Source organism: Tenacibaculum litoreum, from assembly GCF_964513915.1.
GTDB lineage: Bacteria > Bacteroidota > Bacteroidia > Flavobacteriales > Flavobacteriaceae > Polaribacter > Polaribacter litoreum.
The window spans coordinates 720,444-739,377 of sequence record NZ_CAZEQS010000004.1; the positions used below are offsets into that span (position 1 = coordinate 720,444).

Here is an 18,934-nt window from a genome sequence, read left to right on the forward strand (position 1 = left end):
GAGAAAGTTTTTCTCAGGATTTTTTTATCTATCTTTTTCAAGAGTAATATAAACAGGAAAATGATCTGAAAAGCCCCCCTTATAAAAAGGTCCTATAAAGGTTCTAAAAGGACTTCCCTCATATTTTCCATTATATATTTTTAACCAATCTTTATTATAAATTTTTGCATTTAAAAAAGTATGCTTACTTTTTTCCGTATCAAAAAAATCTCTAGAAAACATTATTTGATCAAACAAATGCCATTCTTTATAATGAGTAGTGGTTCCTACTCCTCTTTCATACAAAGGTTTCATTGGGTTATATAAGTCATCCGACATTAGATACTCTTCAATACTTTTATTTATAGGGTTATCATTAAAATCCCCCATAATAATAAACTTTGAAATCTTTTCTTCTTTTTTAATTTTATCCATAACACTTCGAGTCAATTGGGCTGCTTTTATTCTATTATTTTCAGTTTCAGACACTCCTTCTCTACGTGAAGGCCAATGATTAATTAAAACGTGTGCCTTTTCATTATTAAGCACTCCTTTAACCACTAACAAATCACGCGTATAATCTACCCCACCTTCTTCATCATTTAATAAGAGTGAATGTGTTTCAGAAAATATCACCTCAAAGAAATCTTTGTTGTACATCAAAGCAACATCAATACCTCTCTCATCAGGAGAATCATAGTGAACATAATCATAATTGAAATTTGACAAGTTTTTATGTTTTACTAAATCTTTTACAACTTTTGCGTTTTCAACCTCTACTAAACCAACTATAACGGGTGGATGAGCAGATTGATTATTTCCTAACTGACTAATAACTGATGTTATTTTTCTAAGTTTATGACCGTACCTTCTCCTATTCCATCTTAATTTACCATTTGGCGTATAATCATTGTCATAAGTATTTGGATTATCTACAGTATCAAATAAATTTTCAACATTATAAAAAGCAATCGTATATCTGTTTTTTCTCTTATTGGCAGTCATTAAAAAATATTTATCCCCCGAAAATACGAAAATGAAGGAAGCTCTATAACATAAAGCTAACCTTAATTATTAATGAATTTGTATAAGGTTTTAAAAATAACCTTATACATTTTGATAAAAATTACTGAATTATTTAAAATTCAGTAAAAAAGAAAAGTAAAAAAGACAAATATCTGCAATATTAAGTATATGTAAAACTGTTATAAGGCGCTTATTTATTTTACTTTAAAACAATATTTTATTAATCATCAATACCCCTTTAAAAAACTCATTTACAATACTTTTACATCGTTAAATTCTAACAAACTTAAAACAAACCCTAAAACTCTAAAAAATGAAAAAGTTATTTGTATTAATGTTCGTCACCCTGATGAGTACTTCAGTTTTTTCAACAAACGAAAATCCTGCAAAAAAGCAAATTAGAACAAGAATCGTTGAACTATTAGGTAACCCTAACTTTGTTCTAGATAAAGAAGTAAAAACTACCGTAGAATTTTTAATAAATAAAAACGGAGAAATAGTTATTTTGAATGTTAACTGTGATACTGAACAAGTTTGTCACTATGTAAAAAGTAGATTAAATTATAAACTTATATCTAAAGAATTAATGGTGAAGAACCATATCTATAAAATGCCTTTAACTATAGAAAAAAGTAGTAATAAGTAATCACTTACCGATTATCCCCTAATAAAAAAAGCCTCATAGAAAATCTATGAGGCTTTAATTTTATTATCTGTAAATTATACTGCTCCTTGGTCAAGCATTGCATCAGCAACCTTAACAAAACCAGCAATATTTGCTCCTTTTACATAATCAACATATCCTCCTTCTTGTGTACCATATTTTACACAAGCTTCGTGAATGTTATTCATGATAGAATGTAATTTAGCATCCACTTCTTCACGAGTCCAAGACAAACGTAAAGAGTTTTGAGACATCTCTAAACCAGATGTTGCTACACCTCCTGCATTTGAAGCTTTTCCTGGTGCAAATAAAATTTTTGCATTGTGAAATACTTCAATAGCCTCTGGAGTAGACGGCATGTTTGCTCCTTCTGCAACACAAATACATCCATTATCAACTAATGCTTTTGCTTCTTCTCCATTTAACTCATTCTGAGTTGCACATGGTAAAGCTACATCACACTTAGTTCCCCAAGGTCTTTCTCCTTTAAAGAATTTTGCTGATGGGTATTTCTCTACATATTCATGTATTCTTCCACGTTTTACATTCTTTAACTCTTGTACAAAAGCTAATTTTTCAGCATCAATACCATCTTCATCATAGATATAACCTGATGAATCAGATAAAGTAACAACTTTAGCTCCTAATTGAGTTGCTTTTTCAGTAGCATACTGTGCTACGTTACCAGAACCAGAAACAACTACAGTTTTACCTTCGAAAGAATCTCCTTTGGTTTTTAACATGTTTTCAGCAAAGTAAACATCACCATAACCTGTAGCTTCAGGACGGATTAATGAACCTCCCCAAGAAGCTCCTTTACCAGTTAATACTCCGGTAAACTCGTTACGTAAACGCTTGTATTGACCAAACATGTAACCAATTTCACGACCTCCAACACCAATATCTCCAGCAGGAACATCAGTATCAGGACCAATATGACGCGCTAACTCTGTCATAAATGATTGACAAAAAGCCATTACTTCACGATCAGACTTTCCTTTAGGGTTGAAATCAGATCCTCCTTTACCTCCACCCATTGGTAAGGTTGTTAATGAGTTTTTGAAAACTTGCTCAAATCCTAAAAATTTTAAGATTGATAAGTTTACTGAAGGATGAAAACGTAACCCTCCTTTATAAGGACCAATTGCTGAGTTAAACTCAACTCTATATCCTCTGTTTACTTGAGTTTCTCCGCTATCGTCAACCCAAGGTACTCTAAACATAATAGTACGTTCAGGTTCAACCATACGCTCAAGTAATTTCTTACCTTGATATTTTGGATTATTTTCAATAAACGGAATTACAGTTTCTGCTACTTCATGTACAGCTTGCAAAAACTCTGGTTCATATGTATTACGCTCTTTTACGTAATCCATAAATGCTTGTATCTTAGATTCCATAAACTTAGTTGTTGTTCTGTTATTTTATAATATTAACAATTTTACTATGCAAATATAATTATTTTACTATTCGTTAATTTCTATTTTTCTGTTTATTTCCCTTATTTTATTGGTGTTTTTGCAAACACTATCAAAAGTCCTTTTTTTTACACAAAAAAACGTAAATTTGCACCTTAACTTTTGGAAAGATTATGTTAGACAAGGTAAAAGAATTGATTGGAGAGGTAAAAGCTTTTAATGCCACTTCAAAAGAAGAAATTGAAACATTTAGAATTAAGTATTTAGGAAGCAAAGGAATTTTAAAAGATTTATTTGCCGAATTTAAAAATGTACCTAACGACCAAAAGAAAGAATTTGGACAAACCATTAATTTGCTTAAAAATTCTGCTGAAGAAAAAGTAAACACTTTAAAAGAAGCTATAGAAAATGCTGTTGAGGAAAAAGGTGTTTATGGCGATTTAACTCGTCCGTCTGAACCAATTAACTTAGGTTCTCGCCACCCTATTTCTTTAGTAAAAAATCAAATTATCGAAGTATTTAACCGTATTGGTTTTACCGTTTCTGAAGGACCAGAAATTGAAGATGATTGGCATAACTTTACTGCTTTAAACTTACCAGAGTATCATCCAGCACGCGATATGCAGGACACTTTCTTTATTGAAAAGAATCCTGATACGTTGTTAAGAACACATACCTCATCGGTACAAGTACGCTATATGGAAAACAACGAACCTCCAATTCGTACAATTTCTCCAGGACGTGTATTTAGAAATGAAGATATTTCTGCACGTGCACACTGTATTTTCCATCAAGTAGAAGGATTATACATTGACACTGATGTTTCTTTTGCTGATTTAAAACAAACCTTATTATACTTTACCAAAGAAATGTTTGGTAAATCTAAAATACGTTTACGTCCGTCATACTTCCCATTTACTGAGCCAAGTGCTGAAGTAGATATTTACTGGGGATTAGAGACTGAAACCGATTATAGAATTACCAAAGGAACAGGTTGGTTAGAAATTATGGGATGTGGTATGGTAGACCCAAATGTTTTAAAGAACTGTAATATCGATCCAACAAAGTATAGCGGTTATGCTTTTGGAATGGGTATCGAGCGTATTGCAATGTTATTATACCAAATTCCAGATATTCGTATGTTCTATGAAAATGACAAACGTTTCTTAGAGCAATTTAAATCTGTAATTTAATTTTGAAATAAATTCAAACAACATAAAAGACGAAAGCACTAAACTTTCGTCTTTCCTTTTAAAGAAGTATTCAATGAAAAAAGATATTGAAATTCCTAAAGTAACAGGTGTAGAAATCGCTGTAGTTTTAGAAACCAATGAAATTGACGGTAAAGAGGATTGGAATGTATATATTCTAAACAGAAAGGATGTTGACTTAGAGATGGTCGTAATTGTTTCTCAAGGATTCTCAGACACTAAAACTACTTCTGTTTTCCGTAGAAAAATAGACAAACTCCCTGCAAACAGCTATCAAAAATTTGAATTGATGCAACCTGAATTGTTTAATTTAGACAATCGTTTTCAGGTAACGTTTTTTGAAAACAATAGGCTACATGATAAAACCTTTATTTTTCAAGCAGAAACTATTCAAGAAGGTTTTTTAAGAGATATTGAATTCTTAGGAAAAAAGGGAATCGTTTGTAAATAAACACAGTACATATAAAATTCACAAAAGAACGATAGTTGTTAATTCACAGCTATCGTTCTTTCTTTTGTATTCACTTTTAGTACTTTCGCTTAAAATATCACTTTATGTTTGCAAACATTCAAGACTTAGTTGCTCAATTTTCTTCTTGGGTATGGGGAATTCCTTTATTAATATTACTTATTGGTGGCGGTTTATACCTCTTTATTTACTCGGGATTAATTCCTTTTAGATACATCGGTCATGCTATTGCCATTTTAAGAGGAAAATACGACAAAGCTGATTCTCCTGGAGATTTATCGCACTACGAAGCCTTATCATCTGCTATTGCAGCTACCGTAGGAATGGGGAACATTAGCGGTGTTGCTATTGCTATTGCAACTGGAGGTCCTGGTGCTATTTTTTGGATGTGGGTAAGTGCTTTTGTAGGTATGGCTACTAAGTTTTTTACCTGTAGTTTGTCAGTTATGTATCGTGGAACTGATGAAAGTGGAAATGTAAAAGGCGGCCCAATGTATGTAATTATGGAGGGATTAGGAAAAAAATGGAAACCCTTAGCCATATTTTTCTCTGCTGCAGGGTTGATAGGAACTTTACCTGCTTTTCAAGCAAACCAATTAACACAAACATTAATTGATGTTTTTCATGTACAAGAAACCAATCATTTTACTGCAAAATTATTGCTAGGAATTACCATTGCCATTATTGTAGCTATGGTAATTTTTGGGGGAATTAAACGAATTGGTAGTGTTGCTGGGAAATTAGTTCCTGTAATGGTAGTAGTATACCTTATTACAGTGTTAACTATCCTATTTTTAAGAATGGAACAAGTTCCAGCTATTTTTTCTTTAATTTTTGAAGATGCATTTTCAGGAAAATCAGTTTTAGGAGGTGCTTTAGGAGTTTTGATTATTACTGGTGTTAAACGTGCAGCATTTTCTAATGAAGCAGGATTAGGTACTGCACCTATGATGCATGGAACAGCAAAAACTAAAGAACCTATTCGTGAAGGATTGGTTGCTATGTTAGGACCTGCTATTGATACACTTTTAGTTTGTTCTTTAACTGCCTTGGCTATTTTAGCTTCGGGAGTTTGGAAAGGTTTTGAAGGTAACGGAATTTCAATGACGCTGGCTGCATTTGATGCAGTACTTCCTCACAACATAGGAAGTGTTATTTTAACCATTTGCGTATTAATTTTTGCTTTCTCAACACTATTTACCTACTCCTTTTACGGATTGAGTTGTTTGAGTTTTTTAACCAACACTAAAATAGGAAAGAACTACAACTATATTTACATTTTTACAATTGTAGTTGCTTCTATCATAAAATTAGACTTTGTAATCAATTTAATTGATAGTGCGTATGCTTTAATGGCAATTCCTACTGTACTCTCAACGCTAATTTTAGCACCTAAAGTAAAGAAAGAAGCCAAAAAATATTTTCATAAACTAAAGACTAATTCGTTTTAATACGTGTAAGCTCTTCAGTAATTTTAGAAGATAGAGAATCTATTTTCTCTGATGCATCTTTTATATATTCCTGATGTTTTGTTGAACCCTTTACAACATCTAACGTTGTTTTGGTTGAATTGATATACCAATCTTTCCACGCTGAAATAATGGATAATTGTGTTGATAACGAATCCCCCTTTTTTAGAGCTATTTCACTTTGTTTTTGCTCTTCTTGAAGTCTTTCTATAGCTGCCTTTTCAATATCTTGAAGTATTGATTTTGCTGTGATACTATCTGCATTTAATAAAGTATAAGCTGAAGCCAATGAAGCAATCCCAACATTTTTCAGCGTTTTTTTAGACACTTTATCAATTCGATCGTTATCGGTATGATAAAATTGGTCGGTAAAATGCCAGAACAAAACACTAGGAATATTTCTTTTCAAAAAAGGTACGTGATCACTTCCTCCTTCAAACGGATTTGTATTCACTATCCAATTTGTTCTTTTTCCTTGTTCTTTAAATTTATCAATTAAAAAATCATTTAGATAGTGTGGAGTCATTTCTTCAAGTTTCATTTTTCGCCCTCCCCATTCAGTATGTTTATCATTACCTCTCGTCCAAATAGCACTAGGATCGGGCATTTTTTCAATTAAAAAAGTACCGCCTGTTTTTTGAGTATCTTCTCCAACCATATCTAAAGAAATTCCCCACTTAATATCTTTTGCTCTTATACTATCTTCTTTCACATACCTGTTTGTTGAGATAATTTCATCACCCCATAAAAAAGTTAAAGTTCTGTTAGGTACAAATATGTTGTTTTTAATAAGTTCAGCTGTAAGTGTCGCCATTTCTAAAGCAACTCCTACACCTGTAGCATTGTCGTTTGCTCCAGGTTCTTGTATATGAGCACTAAAAACCAAACGCTCTTTAGGATACTTATCCCCTTTTATATCGGCAACAATTGTCAACTCTTCTGATGGGTAGATATTTGTTTCAATATGTACATCTAGAAAAACTTTTCCTTTTAACAATGCTGCCTTTAATTCTTCTTTAGCCTTATAAGACATGGCTATTGCCCAAGATTTCACCTCTTTATTTAATGGGATAGTTCTAAATTGAATAGAAGTAGTATTTTTCTGAGGCTGTAAGTATTTTGGATTGCTATAGGTAATAAGCCCCAAAGCACCACCTTTTACAATAGCTTGATTAAATATTCTATGAGGGTTTGTTTCAACAAAAACAATCTTCCCTTTAACATCTAACTCTTTCAACTTTTTTAAGTCTTTAACGTAAACAACCTCTGCATTAACTCCCTCTTTAGGTGTACTGTAAGAATTTAAAGCAATCATATTTCTATTGGTGCTATGTCCCAAAAGAGGAACCTCATCTCCAACTATTTTTACAAAAGCGTTCACAGATTCCCAAGTAGGATTTTTTAAGGGTCTTTTTTCTATTCTATAGGTTAAAATATCATTACTCGTAGCGCTATCTTCTTTAACAAATCCTGCCTTTTCTAATTCTTCTGCAATTTTGTATACACTTTTATTAAAGCCTGTATTACCAACAACACGCCAATATTTTTCTACAAAAGAAGTTGTTTCATAGGCCAAGTCACCCGTAAATTCTTCATTTAAAACATCAAAATAATTAGAGGTATTTAAAACGGGAACTGCTTTTTCATTCTTACAACTTATAAATAATAAAAGGAAAGGTAATAGATAAAGGTTTTTTTGCATAACGGGATTTTATGGCTTTAAATGTACACTTTTTATGTCTTCTTGTGCTTGTCAACTTTACTTTCTTAATGACGACAGTTTATTTAGTATGTTGCAAAAAACTGTAAGCTTAAAAAAAGGAAAAGCTAAAAAGTATTTTCAAAAAATAAAAAAATCATACTTTGAAAAACCTAAATGTCACTTTTTTTCTTCATTTAGAATCAAAAAACTCTTGTTAAACCCATATAAACACTAAGAATTATACAATTTAAAGTTTTATCAAAATAGGACAAAAAATAATTTCTGTAATTCTGTCCTAGAACATTTCCTTATTTTACAGTCACTTCAAAGAGACACAAAACTTAACATCAAACACCTAAAAATACATAAACAACTAATAATAAGATAATTACACTTTGTTAAAAGCTGTTTTTTGTGTCCTATTTTTATTTTACATGCTATCATAAAATTGTTGAAAATAATTAGTAACAAAAAATAATGAACAAACTTTATTTAACCGCTTTAAAAGAAATGATTTGTAGCTTTGGGTTAATAGAAAGTTAAATAGGATTATAATAATGAACAATAACTTTAACATACTTCCTAAGTTTACTGGAAAATATATTCATAAATCAATAAAACTGATTGTATTTTATGTAGTCCTACCCGTCATAGTAACTATAATTTTATTAATAGTATTTGATAATGAAAAGTTAATTAATCTATTATCTGCTTTATAGTTTACGACTTATTTTCTGGTTCTGGAGGTTTTACTCTTTCCCAATTGGGTAATCTTCATAAAAATCTTCAAAGGTTTTATCGGTGGTGTAATGGTCTTTTAATACTTTGTAAACCATTAACACTACTAGTAGTTGACCGATAACTGTAAGTATAAAAACCCAGCTAAAGCCTATATTAGTATAGACCAAAGCAGTTAGCACCAATAAAAAAACAGTGACAAACAATACCAAAAACATCGCCGAATTCCTCATAATCACACATTACCCTATAATTTACGAAAAAATCAACAAATAATGAACCCCTAATTACTTTATAAAAAGTATCCTTAGATTTTTAATAGTACTATGAAGCATTTATTTGAGATAGAAGAAGTAGACTAATTCTCTAACAATACTTAACGTTTTGTTAGCGCCTCTCCTTCAAAAAATAAGCCTTCAAAACCAGTTTTTATAAAATTTCTAATGTTTTGGTGATCTGTTCCTTCAGGATTTTTTAAAACATCTTCAAAATAATACTGTCCAAAACAAGCCAAGGTTTCTTCTTTACTGAACCCTTGTTGTATAGCAAACGAAAACACTTTACATGAACCTTGATTTTTTTCAGCTTCATTGTGTAATTCTCCATTTTTAAAGGCAGTGGGTGTAAAACTATATAGGTTTTCAATCACTAACATAGTATCAGAAAACTCAACTTTTTCTGGTGTACTTTCTATGATTTGTTTAAATCTATCTAGTCTCATTTTAAAAAGGTTTTATGCTGCAAAACAAAAGATTAAAACTCATAAAAACTAACCCGTAGTAATTTTTTACAAACTAACATTTATAGTTAAATTTGCACAGCAAAAATTTCAAGAAATGTACAGAACGCATACTTGTGGTGAATTAAGAGCATCGCACATCAATACTGAAGTAACCCTTTCTGGATGGGTACAAAAATCACGTGATAAAGGTTTTATGATTTGGGTAGATTTACGTGATCGTTACGGAATTACACAGTTAATTTTTGACGAAGAGCGTACTTCTAAAGAGTTAATGGAAAAAGCCAAAACTTTAGGACGTGAGTTTGTTGTACAAGTAACTGGAAAAGTTATTGAGCGTCAATCTAAAAATGCAAATATTCCAACAGGTGATGTAGAAGTTTTAGTATCGAACTTAGAAATTTTAAACGAAGCTAAATTGCCACCTTTTACTATTGAAGATGAAACGGATGGTGGTGAAGATTTACGTATGAAATATCGTTATTTAGATATTCGTCGTAACCCAGTTAAAAACAGCTTAGTTTTCCGTCATAAAGTATCAATGGAGGTTCGCAAATATTTATCTGACAAAGGATTTATTGATGTGGAAACTCCATATTTAATCAAGTCTACTCCAGAAGGGGCGCGTGATTTCTTAGTACCTTCACGTATGAACGCGGGACAATTTTACGCCTTACCACAATCTCCTCAAACCTTTAAACAGTTGTTAATGGTAGGTGGTATGGATAAATACTTTCAAATTGTAAAGTGTTTTAGAGATGAAGATTTACGTGCCGATCGTCAACCAGAATTTACACAGATAGACTGTGAAATGGCATTTGTTGAGCAAGAAGATGTGTTAGAGATTTTTGAAGGAATGACACGTCATTTATTAAAAGAAATCAACGGAGTTGAAGTAGACAAATTCCCAAGAATTACGTTTGATGAAGCAATGCGTAAATATGGTAACGACAAACCAGACATCCGTTTCGGAATGGAATTTGGCGAGTTAAACGAAGTAGCACAACACAAAGACTTTAAAGTATTTAACGATGCTGAGTTAGTAGTAGGAATTGCTGTACCTGGAGGAGCTTCATACACTCGTAAAGAGATTGATAAATTAATTGATTGGGTAAAGCGTCCGCAAGTAGGAGCTTTAGGAATGGTATATGTAAAATGCAACGAAGATGGAAGCTTTAAATCATCAGTAGATAAATTCTACGACCAAGAAGATTTAGCAAAATGGGCAGAAGCTACCGGAGCGAAGGCAGGAGATTTAATTTGTGTGCTTTCAGGAAATACTAACAAAGTTCGCGCACAATTAAGTGCTTTACGTATGGAAATGGCAGAACGTTTAGGTTTACGTAAACCTGATGAGTTTGCGCCATTATGGGTAATCGATTTCCCATTATTAGAATTAGATGAGGAAACAGGTCACTACCACGCAATGCACCATCCATTTACTTCTCCAAAACCAGGTCAGTTAGCATTATTAGATACTGATCCAGGAGCTGTAAAAGCAAACGCTTATGATTTAGTGTTAAATGGAAACGAAATTGGTGGAGGATCTATTAGAATTCACGATAAAGAAACACAAGCTATCATGTTTAAGCATTTAGGATTTACCGAAGAAGAAGCAAAAGCTCAGTTCGGATTCTTAATGGATGCTTTTGAATATGGAGCACCACCACACGGAGGTTTGGCTTTTGGATTGGATAGATTGGTAGCTATTTTAGGAGGTCAAGAAACCATTCGTGATTTTATTGCCTTCCCTAAAAACAATTCAGGACGTGATGTAATGATAGACGCACCTGCAACTATAGACGCCGAACAACTACAAGAACTAAGCATCAAACTAGATGTGAAATCTTAAAAAATAAAAACCCTGCAAAATTTGCAGGGTTTTTTATTACCTTTAATGTACGTCTTGAAAAGGTTAAACTTCACGAAAACAAACCAATAACATATTATGAAGCAAGCTATTTCTAAAAAGCTTAATGAACTAGAATCAACTGCTATTTGTGGTAACGACATTAGCTCCTCTGTTTTGTATGTATCAGCATTAGCTATTGCTTTTGCAGGTCAATATGCATGGATAACTCTTTTAATAGTATCAGTGGTATTGTTTTTATTTCGGAAAATTTATGGTGAAGTAGTTGGTGCAATGCCTTTAAATGGTGGTGCTTACAACGCTTTATTGAATACCACAAGTAAGTTAATGGCTTCTTTTGCTGCAACCCTTACCATACTTTCTTATATGGCCACTGCTGTTATTTCAGCCAATGAAGCAATTCATTATCTACACCATCTAGTTCCTTCTATGCCTATTATTATAGCAACTGTTGGACTTTTATTGTTTTTTGCTTTATTGACTATTGGTGGTATAACAGAATCCGCTAAAGTTGCTGTCGGAATTTTTTTGTTTCATCTACTATCGTTAGTTGTTCTTGCCTTTTTTATTGTTTTTTATTTATCTCAAAACGGAATAGAGATTCTTTTTAACAACTGGAATCATCAATCTGAAAACAGTATTTGGTATGCTATCTTTTTTGGTTTTGCAGCATCTATGTTAGGAGTTTCTGGTTTTGAAAGTTCTGCAAACTTTGTTGAAGAACAACAAAAAGGTGTATTTCCAAAAACACTAAAAAACATGTGGGTAATTGTAAGTATCATTAACCCTTTAATGGCTGTTTTTGCTTTATCTCTTTTCGCAATTCCTGTTTTACAGAGCACTGATTATCAAAATACTTTATTAGTTCAAATGGGAGAATTTGTTGGTGGTGATTGGATTGCGGCAATTATTGCTATAGATGCTTTTTTAGTATTAAGTGGAGCTGTTTTAACCAGCTTTGTAGGTGTTACAGGCTTGTTGGAACGTATGACATTAGACCGAATTATGCCTCAATTCTTCTTAAAAAAGAACAAAAGAGGTAGCTCTTACCGTATTATTATTCTATTTTTTATCCTAGCTGTTTCTGTATTACTAATAACGAATGGAAATGTTGCCTTATTAGCTGGTGTGTATACTATTTCTTTTTTATCGGTAATGGCATTATTTGCTATAGGAAACATCTTATTAAAAATAAGGAGAAATCAATTGCCTAGGCCTGAAAAAGCAACTTGGGCTTCTGTTCTGTTAGCCATAGTTGCTGTATTATGCGCTTTAATAGGTAATATTTTAATGGAACCGAAAGATGGTTTACCTAGCAACACGTCTGTATTTTTAAATTATTTTATCCCTACTATAATTTTTATCATAATTATGCTAAACCGTACTGTTTTATTAAAATTAGTACTGCAAATAATTTATGCTCTTTTTAACCCTTTGAGACGACTAGTTTCAAGCACGGATAGGAAAATTACCCAAACCATTAATAAAATAAACGATCAAGAGTTTGTCTTTTTTACAAAAGGAGATAATATTGCTACTCTCAATAAGGTTATGTTATACATTATTAAAAATGAGCATACAAAAAAGATAAGAATTGTATTAGCTCTTGACGAAGGGGATACAATTCCTGAAAACTTACCTAATGAGATCACTTTTCTAGATAGAGAATATCCCAAGATTAAAGTAAACTTTCAAGTTGTTCAGGGAAAATTTAGCCCTGAGTTAATTAGAGAATTGTCTGAGAAATGGAATATCCCTATTAATTTTATGTTTATAGGTGCTCCAAGTGATAAATTCCCTTACAAAGTTGAAGAACTTGGAGGCGTCCGATTAATTGTCTGATAAAATTTTTTCTTCTTATTTAATAAATCAAAAAGAGGATAGTATCTTTAAGTATTCTTAACTAGCTTTTCAAATATTAACTAAGAGTCTAGAAAACAATGCCTACATCTAAGGAAGCTTATAAAAAAATATTAATTTGGAGATACAAACATATCTCTGAACGACAATTTGTATATGTTTTAAGCGTTTTAGTCGGGTTTTTAGCCGGTATTGGTACCTTAATTCTTAAGAACCTTACTTTTTACTTTCATCGTATTTTAGAAGATGGACTTATTAAAGATTATCATCATTCTTTGTACTTTATTTTTCCTATCATCGGGTTATTTTTAGTGTTTTACATTAAAAAATACCTCATCAAAAAAGATATTGGTCATGGTATTTCAACCACCTTGCAATCTATTTCTAAAAAAAATGGAATTATTGAGCGTTATAAAGTTTATGCTTCTTTAATTACAGCGCCCATAACTGTAGGTTTTGGAGGATCTGTAGGGTTACAAGGCCCTGCTGTAAGTACTGGTGCTGCCTTAGGTTCTGGCGTTGCACAGTTTTTTCATATGAATATGAGAACTCGCATGTTACTAATTGGTTGTGCTACTGCTGGTGCAATGTCTTCAATGTTCAAAGCTCCCATTGCTGCTATAATTTTTGCGGTAGAAATTTTTAGCTTAGATCTTGCTTTTGCCTCATTAGTACCTTTATTGCTAGCATCTGTTTCTGCAGTAATTACTTCTTATTTCTTTTTAGGAAAAGATGTGTTGTTTAGTGTGCAACTTCAGGATGCTTTTGAAATTAACGACCTTATCTTTTACATAGCTTTGGCTATTTTTACAGGATTTTCTTCTGTATACTTTTCTAAAATTTACTTTAGAATCATTAATTTTTTCAAAAAATACAATCCCTTTAAACGGTTGGTGTTTGGTGGAATTGCTATTGGTATAATGCTATTTTTAATTCCTCCTTTATTTGGTGAAGGATATGGGATTATCAACAATTTATTGTCTGAAAATGCCAGTGCTGCTCTAAAAAGTATTCATTATTCGATTGATTTTGATAATGTTTGGATGGTTATAGTTTTCCTATTAATTATTGGCGTTTTTAAAGTAATTGCCATGACTACTACTTTTGCTGCTGGGGGAGTTGGTGGTATCTTTATTCCTACACTTGTTATGGGAAGTGCTTTGGGAAATGTTACTGCTAAAATTATCAATCAATTCGGATTTGATGTCTCGGAAACTAATTTTACCTTGATTGGTATGACAGGCTTAATGGCTGGTGTTTTACACGCACCTTTAACTGCAATTTTCTTAATTGCTGAAATAACTGGAGGTTATGATTTATTCGTTCCATTAATGCTTGTTTCTGCAGTTTCTTATGCTATTACTAAATACTTTGTTTCTAATTCAATTTACACTATTGAGCTAGCCAAACGTGGCGAACTTATTACGCACAACAAAGACAAAAATGTAATGATGATGATGAAGATTAGTAAGATTATTGAAAAGAACTTTATTAAAATTCATCCTGATATGACTTTGGGAGAAATGCTAAAACAAGCTGTTTCTAAATCGAAACGAAATATCTTTCCTGTCGTTGATAGCAACAATAAGTTTATAGGAATTGTTTTACTAGATGATATCCGCCCAATGATGTTTAATCAAGAGCTGTATGATACGACTACTGTTAAAGATATTATGAAAATAGCTCCCGCCATTATTTTTTATGATGATGGCACTGAAAAGGTGATGCAAAAATTTAAAGAAAGCGGTGCTTGGAACTTGCCTGTAGTTAAAAATGGGGTATATGTTGGATTTATTTCTAAGTCAAAACTACTATCTGTGTATAGAAATAAGCTAATTGAGGTTACCGTTTAGTTTAACACTCTCATTTCACATTTTGATGTAAAAAAATAACTTCCTTCTTTAGATTTCTTAGGCAGTCTATTATCCACACACATATAACGTAACTCACAATCTTTACATTCATTTATTACATCTTTATTAACTCTCCAATACTTTTGAAACTGTTCTGAATCTATAATCGCTTCCAAGTCCTTAAATGTTATTTTCGTTATGTTTCCGAATACCTCTTCAGTTTCTGGAGCATTGAATATCCCTCCTTCTTTATTTATAAAGATTTTTTTATTAAAGTATGTATTATATTTTTGAGATTCAGTAAATAAGGATATGTTTATCTTGAAAAAATATTCTTTTTTATTTACAAATTTCTTAGGTGATGTTATAAGAATTTTTGAAGATGATGTTTTTAACTGTTCTTCACTCAACAGAAAAATAGTTTCTATCCTTTTATTTTCAACTATAAGCTGTTCATAATCGGTTATTCTTTCTTCTTTATTGAATTTTGCTTCAAAAACAACAGAAAAAATAGAAGAAGTGGTTAATTTTCCCACAATATCTTTAATAACATTATAAGATTTAGGAATACATATTTTAATATACAAATATTCACAGCCTAATGCTGTAAGGCATTTTAATATTTTATCTAAAAAAGGATATGTTGTTTCACTTATCTCAATAATTGCATTTGATATTTTAGCAGGAGATGTCCATTTCATACTCAATTTAGGAAATAACTCTAGCTCATCTTTATCTATTAAAAATGTAAGCTCTTTATTTGTTAAAAATTGAAAGTACTCTTCTACAACTTGCTCATTATCTTTACCACATAATTCAAATATTTCTGAAATAGTATGTTCTTCGAATAACTGAATGAAGTTGTATAAATCGTTAGGAATATTAAACATTTGCTTTCTTTGCAAGTCGTATATAACGGATTTATCTCTCCCTAAAACTGGAATGCAATTAGAAAACATTCTTACATATTTATTACTGTTATTCATTAGTAGGGTGTTGTATTGTTATTGGCTTATAAAAACTTCTTTTTAAAGCATACCTATCGTGATATTTATCTATTGATATTCTATTATGAATTAATGACATTGAACTATTACTAATAGGTTTTATTTCTGATAAATAAATTACTGCCGGTAATTTGTTTTTACACTCTTCTTTCGTTTTATTTAATAACTGTTGAGCTTCTTTTTGAGATATCATAATTTTTAAGTTTGTATGCTATTTTTTCTTCTAAATAGTAATTACATGGATAAGAAACCATCCCAAATTGTCCAATAGGGTTTACCTCTAAGAAAACATACTTTTTAGAAGGTGTGTAAATTAAATCGAAAGAACAACTAGTTAAATTCAGTTTTTCTGCCAGCGTTTTTAATTTTATTTCTATGTCAGAAGGTAGGTTGAACGGAATTGTTCTATTAGGTTTTTGATTATTATAACATCTAAAATCCGTTTTAGTTTGTTCATCTAACTGAGAAAAAATAGCCATTGAATGAAACTCTCCATCCAAAAAACAACTACGTATTTCTAGAGTTTTTTTAATATTTTCTTGAAATAAACTAATTCCAAAAGAATCATTAAATAAATCAGCTTTTTCTTCATTTATTGATGTTGTATAGGTAGGTAACCAATAAGTATCTCCATACAAACTAATAGGATCATTAATAGGCTTTGTAACTATTAACTTGTCTTTTAATTCTTCTTTTAAAACCTTTTTTTGATTTGTAATTGTAGTTTTTGGAATACACAATCCCAACTCTTTAGCTATTGTTAATACAATAAGTTTATTAACTTTTTTAAAGTTATAATTATTTATAGATGGTTTTTGATTCAGTAAAAAGTGTAAGTACTCAAATAAATCTTTTTTCTCCTCATTATAAAACTCTGTTATTTTATCTCCGATAAAATCTTTCATCTCAATACAGTCATAGAGGGTAAAGTTTCCTCTTCGATACCAAACCGAGGTAACTTCATTAAAATTAACTGTTACGTCTTTGATAGTAATAAAAACCTCAGAGGTGTTTATATTTACGGTTAAACTGTTTATAAGCTCATTATTATTAAGCAGTATAAAATCTTCTTTTAAATAACAAAGCCACCTTATTATATCAATGGTACTTTCATCTTGCTCTATGGATAAAATTAATATCATACTTCAACTATTTAACCCATTCTGCCAAAATAGAATTAGCTGAATGGGTTATTAAGAACTAATTAATCTTTATAACCATCAGTTCCCATATTAATCCCGTCTACATAGGTTCCAATATTAAAACTTCCTACATAGTCTTCTTCTCTCTCGTCTCTCCAATAAACACCAGATCCGTAGTAAAGACCTCCTTTGGTTGTGTCCATCTCATTTTGAGACATTTCAAACTCTTTTAATGATTTCATTTTTGAATTCATAATAAATATTAATTTGGTTACCTACTCTGTTTACTATGGGATTTTCGGCTTACTCCCTTTACTAACTATATCAATTCTTACGTATTTTTACGTCCCTTTTAAAAAAGGTTGAATACAAATATTGAATTTTTAGCAAGGTAAAATTGAAGTGCTAGGGAACTATTTATAAAATTAGGAGGTACTATTTAAAAATTATAACAGCTTAATAAAGCTAATCTCTAATTGTAAAATCGTTTTTTTGTTAGTAGTTAAAGCCGTTAAAGTTTATCGTTTTTTCACATACTGCTTAAGGTTATTAGAGTCTCTACAAAACTTCTTAAACAAGATTAAGTATTTGCTTATTCTGTAGCAAATTAGCATGCTACAAACTCCTTTTTTTTATCTGTAAAAAAGTATTATACCTGTAATTCATCTACAAAAAAACTCATAAAAAGTTACTCTTGTTAGTTGAATTTAAGTAATGTGATTGTTACCATAGCAACATGAGCTACACTTTTAAAAATTTTTAAAAATATAGTTCTCTCGTTTTGGCAAATTGCTTGAAGTATATACGCCTATTATCTAGCTAAAAAAGTAACCATTTTATCAGGAAAGTCGGTAAAACCACCATTTACATTTGCTTCGAAAAGTAAAACTTGCATCATTTCTTCAAAAGAAGAAAACTCATCTAATTGATCAGCTCTAAAAGTGTACGGATGCACTTGTAATCCTAGTTTATGAGCTTCTTCAACCAATGCTGTAAACTGCCATTGATTTCCTTCTTTCTTATCTAAAATTTGTTTATACCAAGGCCCTAACCCGTCAGCATAAGTTGCAAAATGCTTCAGTTGTTTAGTTTCCTCTGAGAATTCAATTAATTGAACTAAAAACAAATCTGACTGTAACTCTTTTCGAACCCTCTCCAATTCTTTTGCATCAAAGCATTGAAACATGCATTTATCTTTCTTGGTTTTATAACCGTATTTTGAAAGAATATTCAACGTAATTTTGGCAATGTCTTTTCCATTTTCATTATGAAATTCTGGATTTTTAATTTCAGGATAAATCCCGATGTTTTTTCCTGAGGAAGCATTCAATCCTTGAATTAACTCTATCTCTTCTTGTAAAGAATGTAATTTAAAGTTTCCTTTTCCCTTTGGGAATCGATTCGGGTACACTTGCTCTCCCGTCTTCGTATTGAAACGTTCTGTAACATTTAACTCTTGTAGCTCTTTAAAAGTAAAATCAATTACATAAAATCGTCCATCTTCTCGTTTTTTTTCTGGGAATTTTTCAGCTACATCTGTAACATCATCCAAATAAATATCATGAATAACTACAGCAACATTGTCTTTACTCAATACTAAATCTTGTTCTATATAATCAGGGTTCATAGCATGTGCCATGGCTTTAGCTTCCATAGTATGTTCTGGTAAATATCCTGAGGCTCCACGATGAGCAATTACAATTTTCTTTTGCATATTCGTTGGTTTTGTTTTTGGATTACATCCAAAGAAAAGAGATAAGAAATACAGTATATAAATTTGTTTCATT

Annotated in this window: 17 protein-coding genes; 7 read left to right on the forward strand and 10 right to left on the reverse strand. The window is 31.3% G+C overall.

Annotated elements, in window-relative coordinates; all coding sequences use genetic code 11:
• Positions 1-24: 24 nt before the first annotated feature.
• Positions 25-984: an endonuclease/exonuclease/phosphatase family protein gene (locus tag ACKTTR_RS14790; protein ID WP_408028562.1), complete on the reverse strand. Its 960-nt coding sequence runs from the start codon at positions 982-984 to the stop codon at positions 25-27.
• 334 nt (positions 985-1,318) lie between these two features.
• Between ACKTTR_RS14790 and ACKTTR_RS14795 the strand changes: the two genes are divergently transcribed.
• Positions 1,319-1,651, forward strand: coding sequence for a hypothetical protein (locus tag ACKTTR_RS14795; protein ID WP_408028563.1), 333 nt, complete (start codon positions 1,319-1,321; stop codon positions 1,649-1,651).
• A 74-nt stretch (positions 1,652-1,725) separates the two neighbouring features.
• Here the strand turns inward: ACKTTR_RS14795 and gdhA are convergent, their stop codons facing one another.
• Entirely contained in the window at positions 1,726-3,069 is a 1,344-nt protein-coding gene (gene gdhA, locus ACKTTR_RS14800; protein WP_408028564.1) for an NADP-specific glutamate dehydrogenase, read from the reverse strand.
• Positions 3,070-3,260: 191 nt separating this feature from the next.
• Between gdhA and pheS the strand changes: the two genes are divergently transcribed.
• The 3 genes from pheS (at position 3,261) to ACKTTR_RS14815 (ending at position 6,218) form a co-directional block, all read left to right on the forward strand.
• A complete protein-coding gene (gene pheS, locus ACKTTR_RS14805; protein ID WP_408028565.1) occupies positions 3,261-4,280 on the forward strand; it encodes a phenylalanine--tRNA ligase subunit alpha in 1,020 nt (339 codons plus the stop codon).
• 73 nt (positions 4,281-4,353) lie between these two features.
• Positions 4,354-4,749, forward strand: a complete 396-nt coding sequence (locus tag ACKTTR_RS14810) for a hypothetical protein (protein WP_408028566.1) — start codon at positions 4,354-4,356, stop codon at positions 4,747-4,749.
• Positions 4,750-4,853: 104 nt separating this feature from the next.
• Positions 4,854-6,218 (forward strand): alanine/glycine:cation symporter family protein, encoded by a 1,365-nt coding sequence (locus ACKTTR_RS14815; RefSeq protein WP_408028567.1) that lies wholly within the window; start codon positions 4,854-4,856, stop codon positions 6,216-6,218.
• Here ACKTTR_RS14815 and ACKTTR_RS14820 read toward each other — a convergent pair.
• The 3 genes from ACKTTR_RS14820 to ACKTTR_RS14830 all read right to left on the reverse strand — a co-directional run bounded on the left by ACKTTR_RS14820 (position 6,205) and on the right by ACKTTR_RS14830 (position 9,397).
• A complete protein-coding gene (locus ACKTTR_RS14820; RefSeq protein WP_408028568.1) occupies positions 6,205-7,938 on the reverse strand; it encodes a M28 family peptidase in 1,734 nt (577 codons plus the stop codon). The genes ACKTTR_RS14815 and ACKTTR_RS14820 overlap by 14 nt on opposite strands.
• A gap of 749 nt (positions 7,939-8,687) precedes the next feature.
• On the reverse strand, positions 8,688-8,909 hold the full coding sequence (locus tag ACKTTR_RS14825; RefSeq protein WP_408028569.1) for a hypothetical protein: 222 nt from the start codon (positions 8,907-8,909) through the stop codon (positions 8,688-8,690).
• Positions 8,910-9,052: 143 nt separating this feature from the next.
• On the reverse strand, positions 9,053-9,397 hold the full coding sequence (locus tag ACKTTR_RS14830) for a HopJ type III effector protein (protein ID WP_408028570.1): 345 nt from the start codon (positions 9,395-9,397) through the stop codon (positions 9,053-9,055).
• 115 nt (positions 9,398-9,512) lie between these two features.
• On the opposite strand from ACKTTR_RS14830, the gene aspS reads away from it, so the two are divergent.
• The 3 genes from aspS (at position 9,513) to ACKTTR_RS14845 (ending at position 14,998) form a co-directional block, all read left to right on the forward strand.
• Entirely contained in the window at positions 9,513-11,267 is a 1,755-nt protein-coding gene (gene aspS, locus ACKTTR_RS14835) for an aspartate--tRNA ligase (RefSeq protein ID WP_408028571.1), read from the forward strand.
• 96 nt (positions 11,268-11,363) lie between these two features.
• Positions 11,364-13,127, forward strand: a complete 1,764-nt coding sequence (locus ACKTTR_RS14840; protein ID WP_408028572.1) for an APC family permease — start codon at positions 11,364-11,366, stop codon at positions 13,125-13,127.
• Between the two features lie 98 nt (positions 13,128-13,225).
• A complete protein-coding gene (locus tag ACKTTR_RS14845) occupies positions 13,226-14,998 on the forward strand; it encodes a chloride channel protein (RefSeq protein WP_408028573.1) in 1,773 nt (590 codons plus the stop codon).
• On the opposite strand, the gene gwsS is transcribed toward ACKTTR_RS14845, so the two are convergent.
• From gwsS to glpQ, 5 genes are all read right to left on the reverse strand, one after another.
• The gene (gene gwsS, locus ACKTTR_RS14850) at positions 14,995-15,984 is read right to left on the reverse strand and encodes a grasp-with-spasm system SPASM domain peptide maturase (protein WP_408028574.1); all 990 of its coding nucleotides are present in this window, start codon (positions 15,982-15,984) and stop codon (positions 14,995-14,997) included. The genes ACKTTR_RS14845 and gwsS overlap by 4 nt on opposite strands.
• A complete protein-coding gene (locus tag ACKTTR_RS14855; RefSeq protein WP_408028575.1) occupies positions 15,977-16,198 on the reverse strand; it encodes a hypothetical protein in 222 nt (73 codons plus the stop codon). The genes gwsS and ACKTTR_RS14855 overlap by 8 nt, the downstream gene beginning before the upstream one ends.
• Positions 16,161-17,147, reverse strand: a complete 987-nt coding sequence (gwsG, locus tag ACKTTR_RS14860) for a grasp-with-spasm system ATP-grasp peptide maturase (protein ID WP_408028576.1) — start codon at positions 17,145-17,147, stop codon at positions 16,161-16,163. Before gwsG ends, ACKTTR_RS14855 begins: the two co-directional genes overlap by 38 nt.
• Positions 17,148-17,209: 62 nt before the next feature.
• Entirely contained in the window at positions 17,210-17,389 is a 180-nt protein-coding gene (locus ACKTTR_RS14865; protein ID WP_125066489.1) for a hypothetical protein, read from the reverse strand.
• A gap of 569 nt (positions 17,390-17,958) precedes the next feature.
• Complete coding sequence (glpQ, locus tag ACKTTR_RS14870) at positions 17,959-18,933, reverse strand: glycerophosphodiester phosphodiesterase (protein WP_408028577.1); 975 nt, start codon at positions 18,931-18,933, stop codon at positions 17,959-17,961.
• Position 18,934 lies beyond the last annotated feature (1 nt).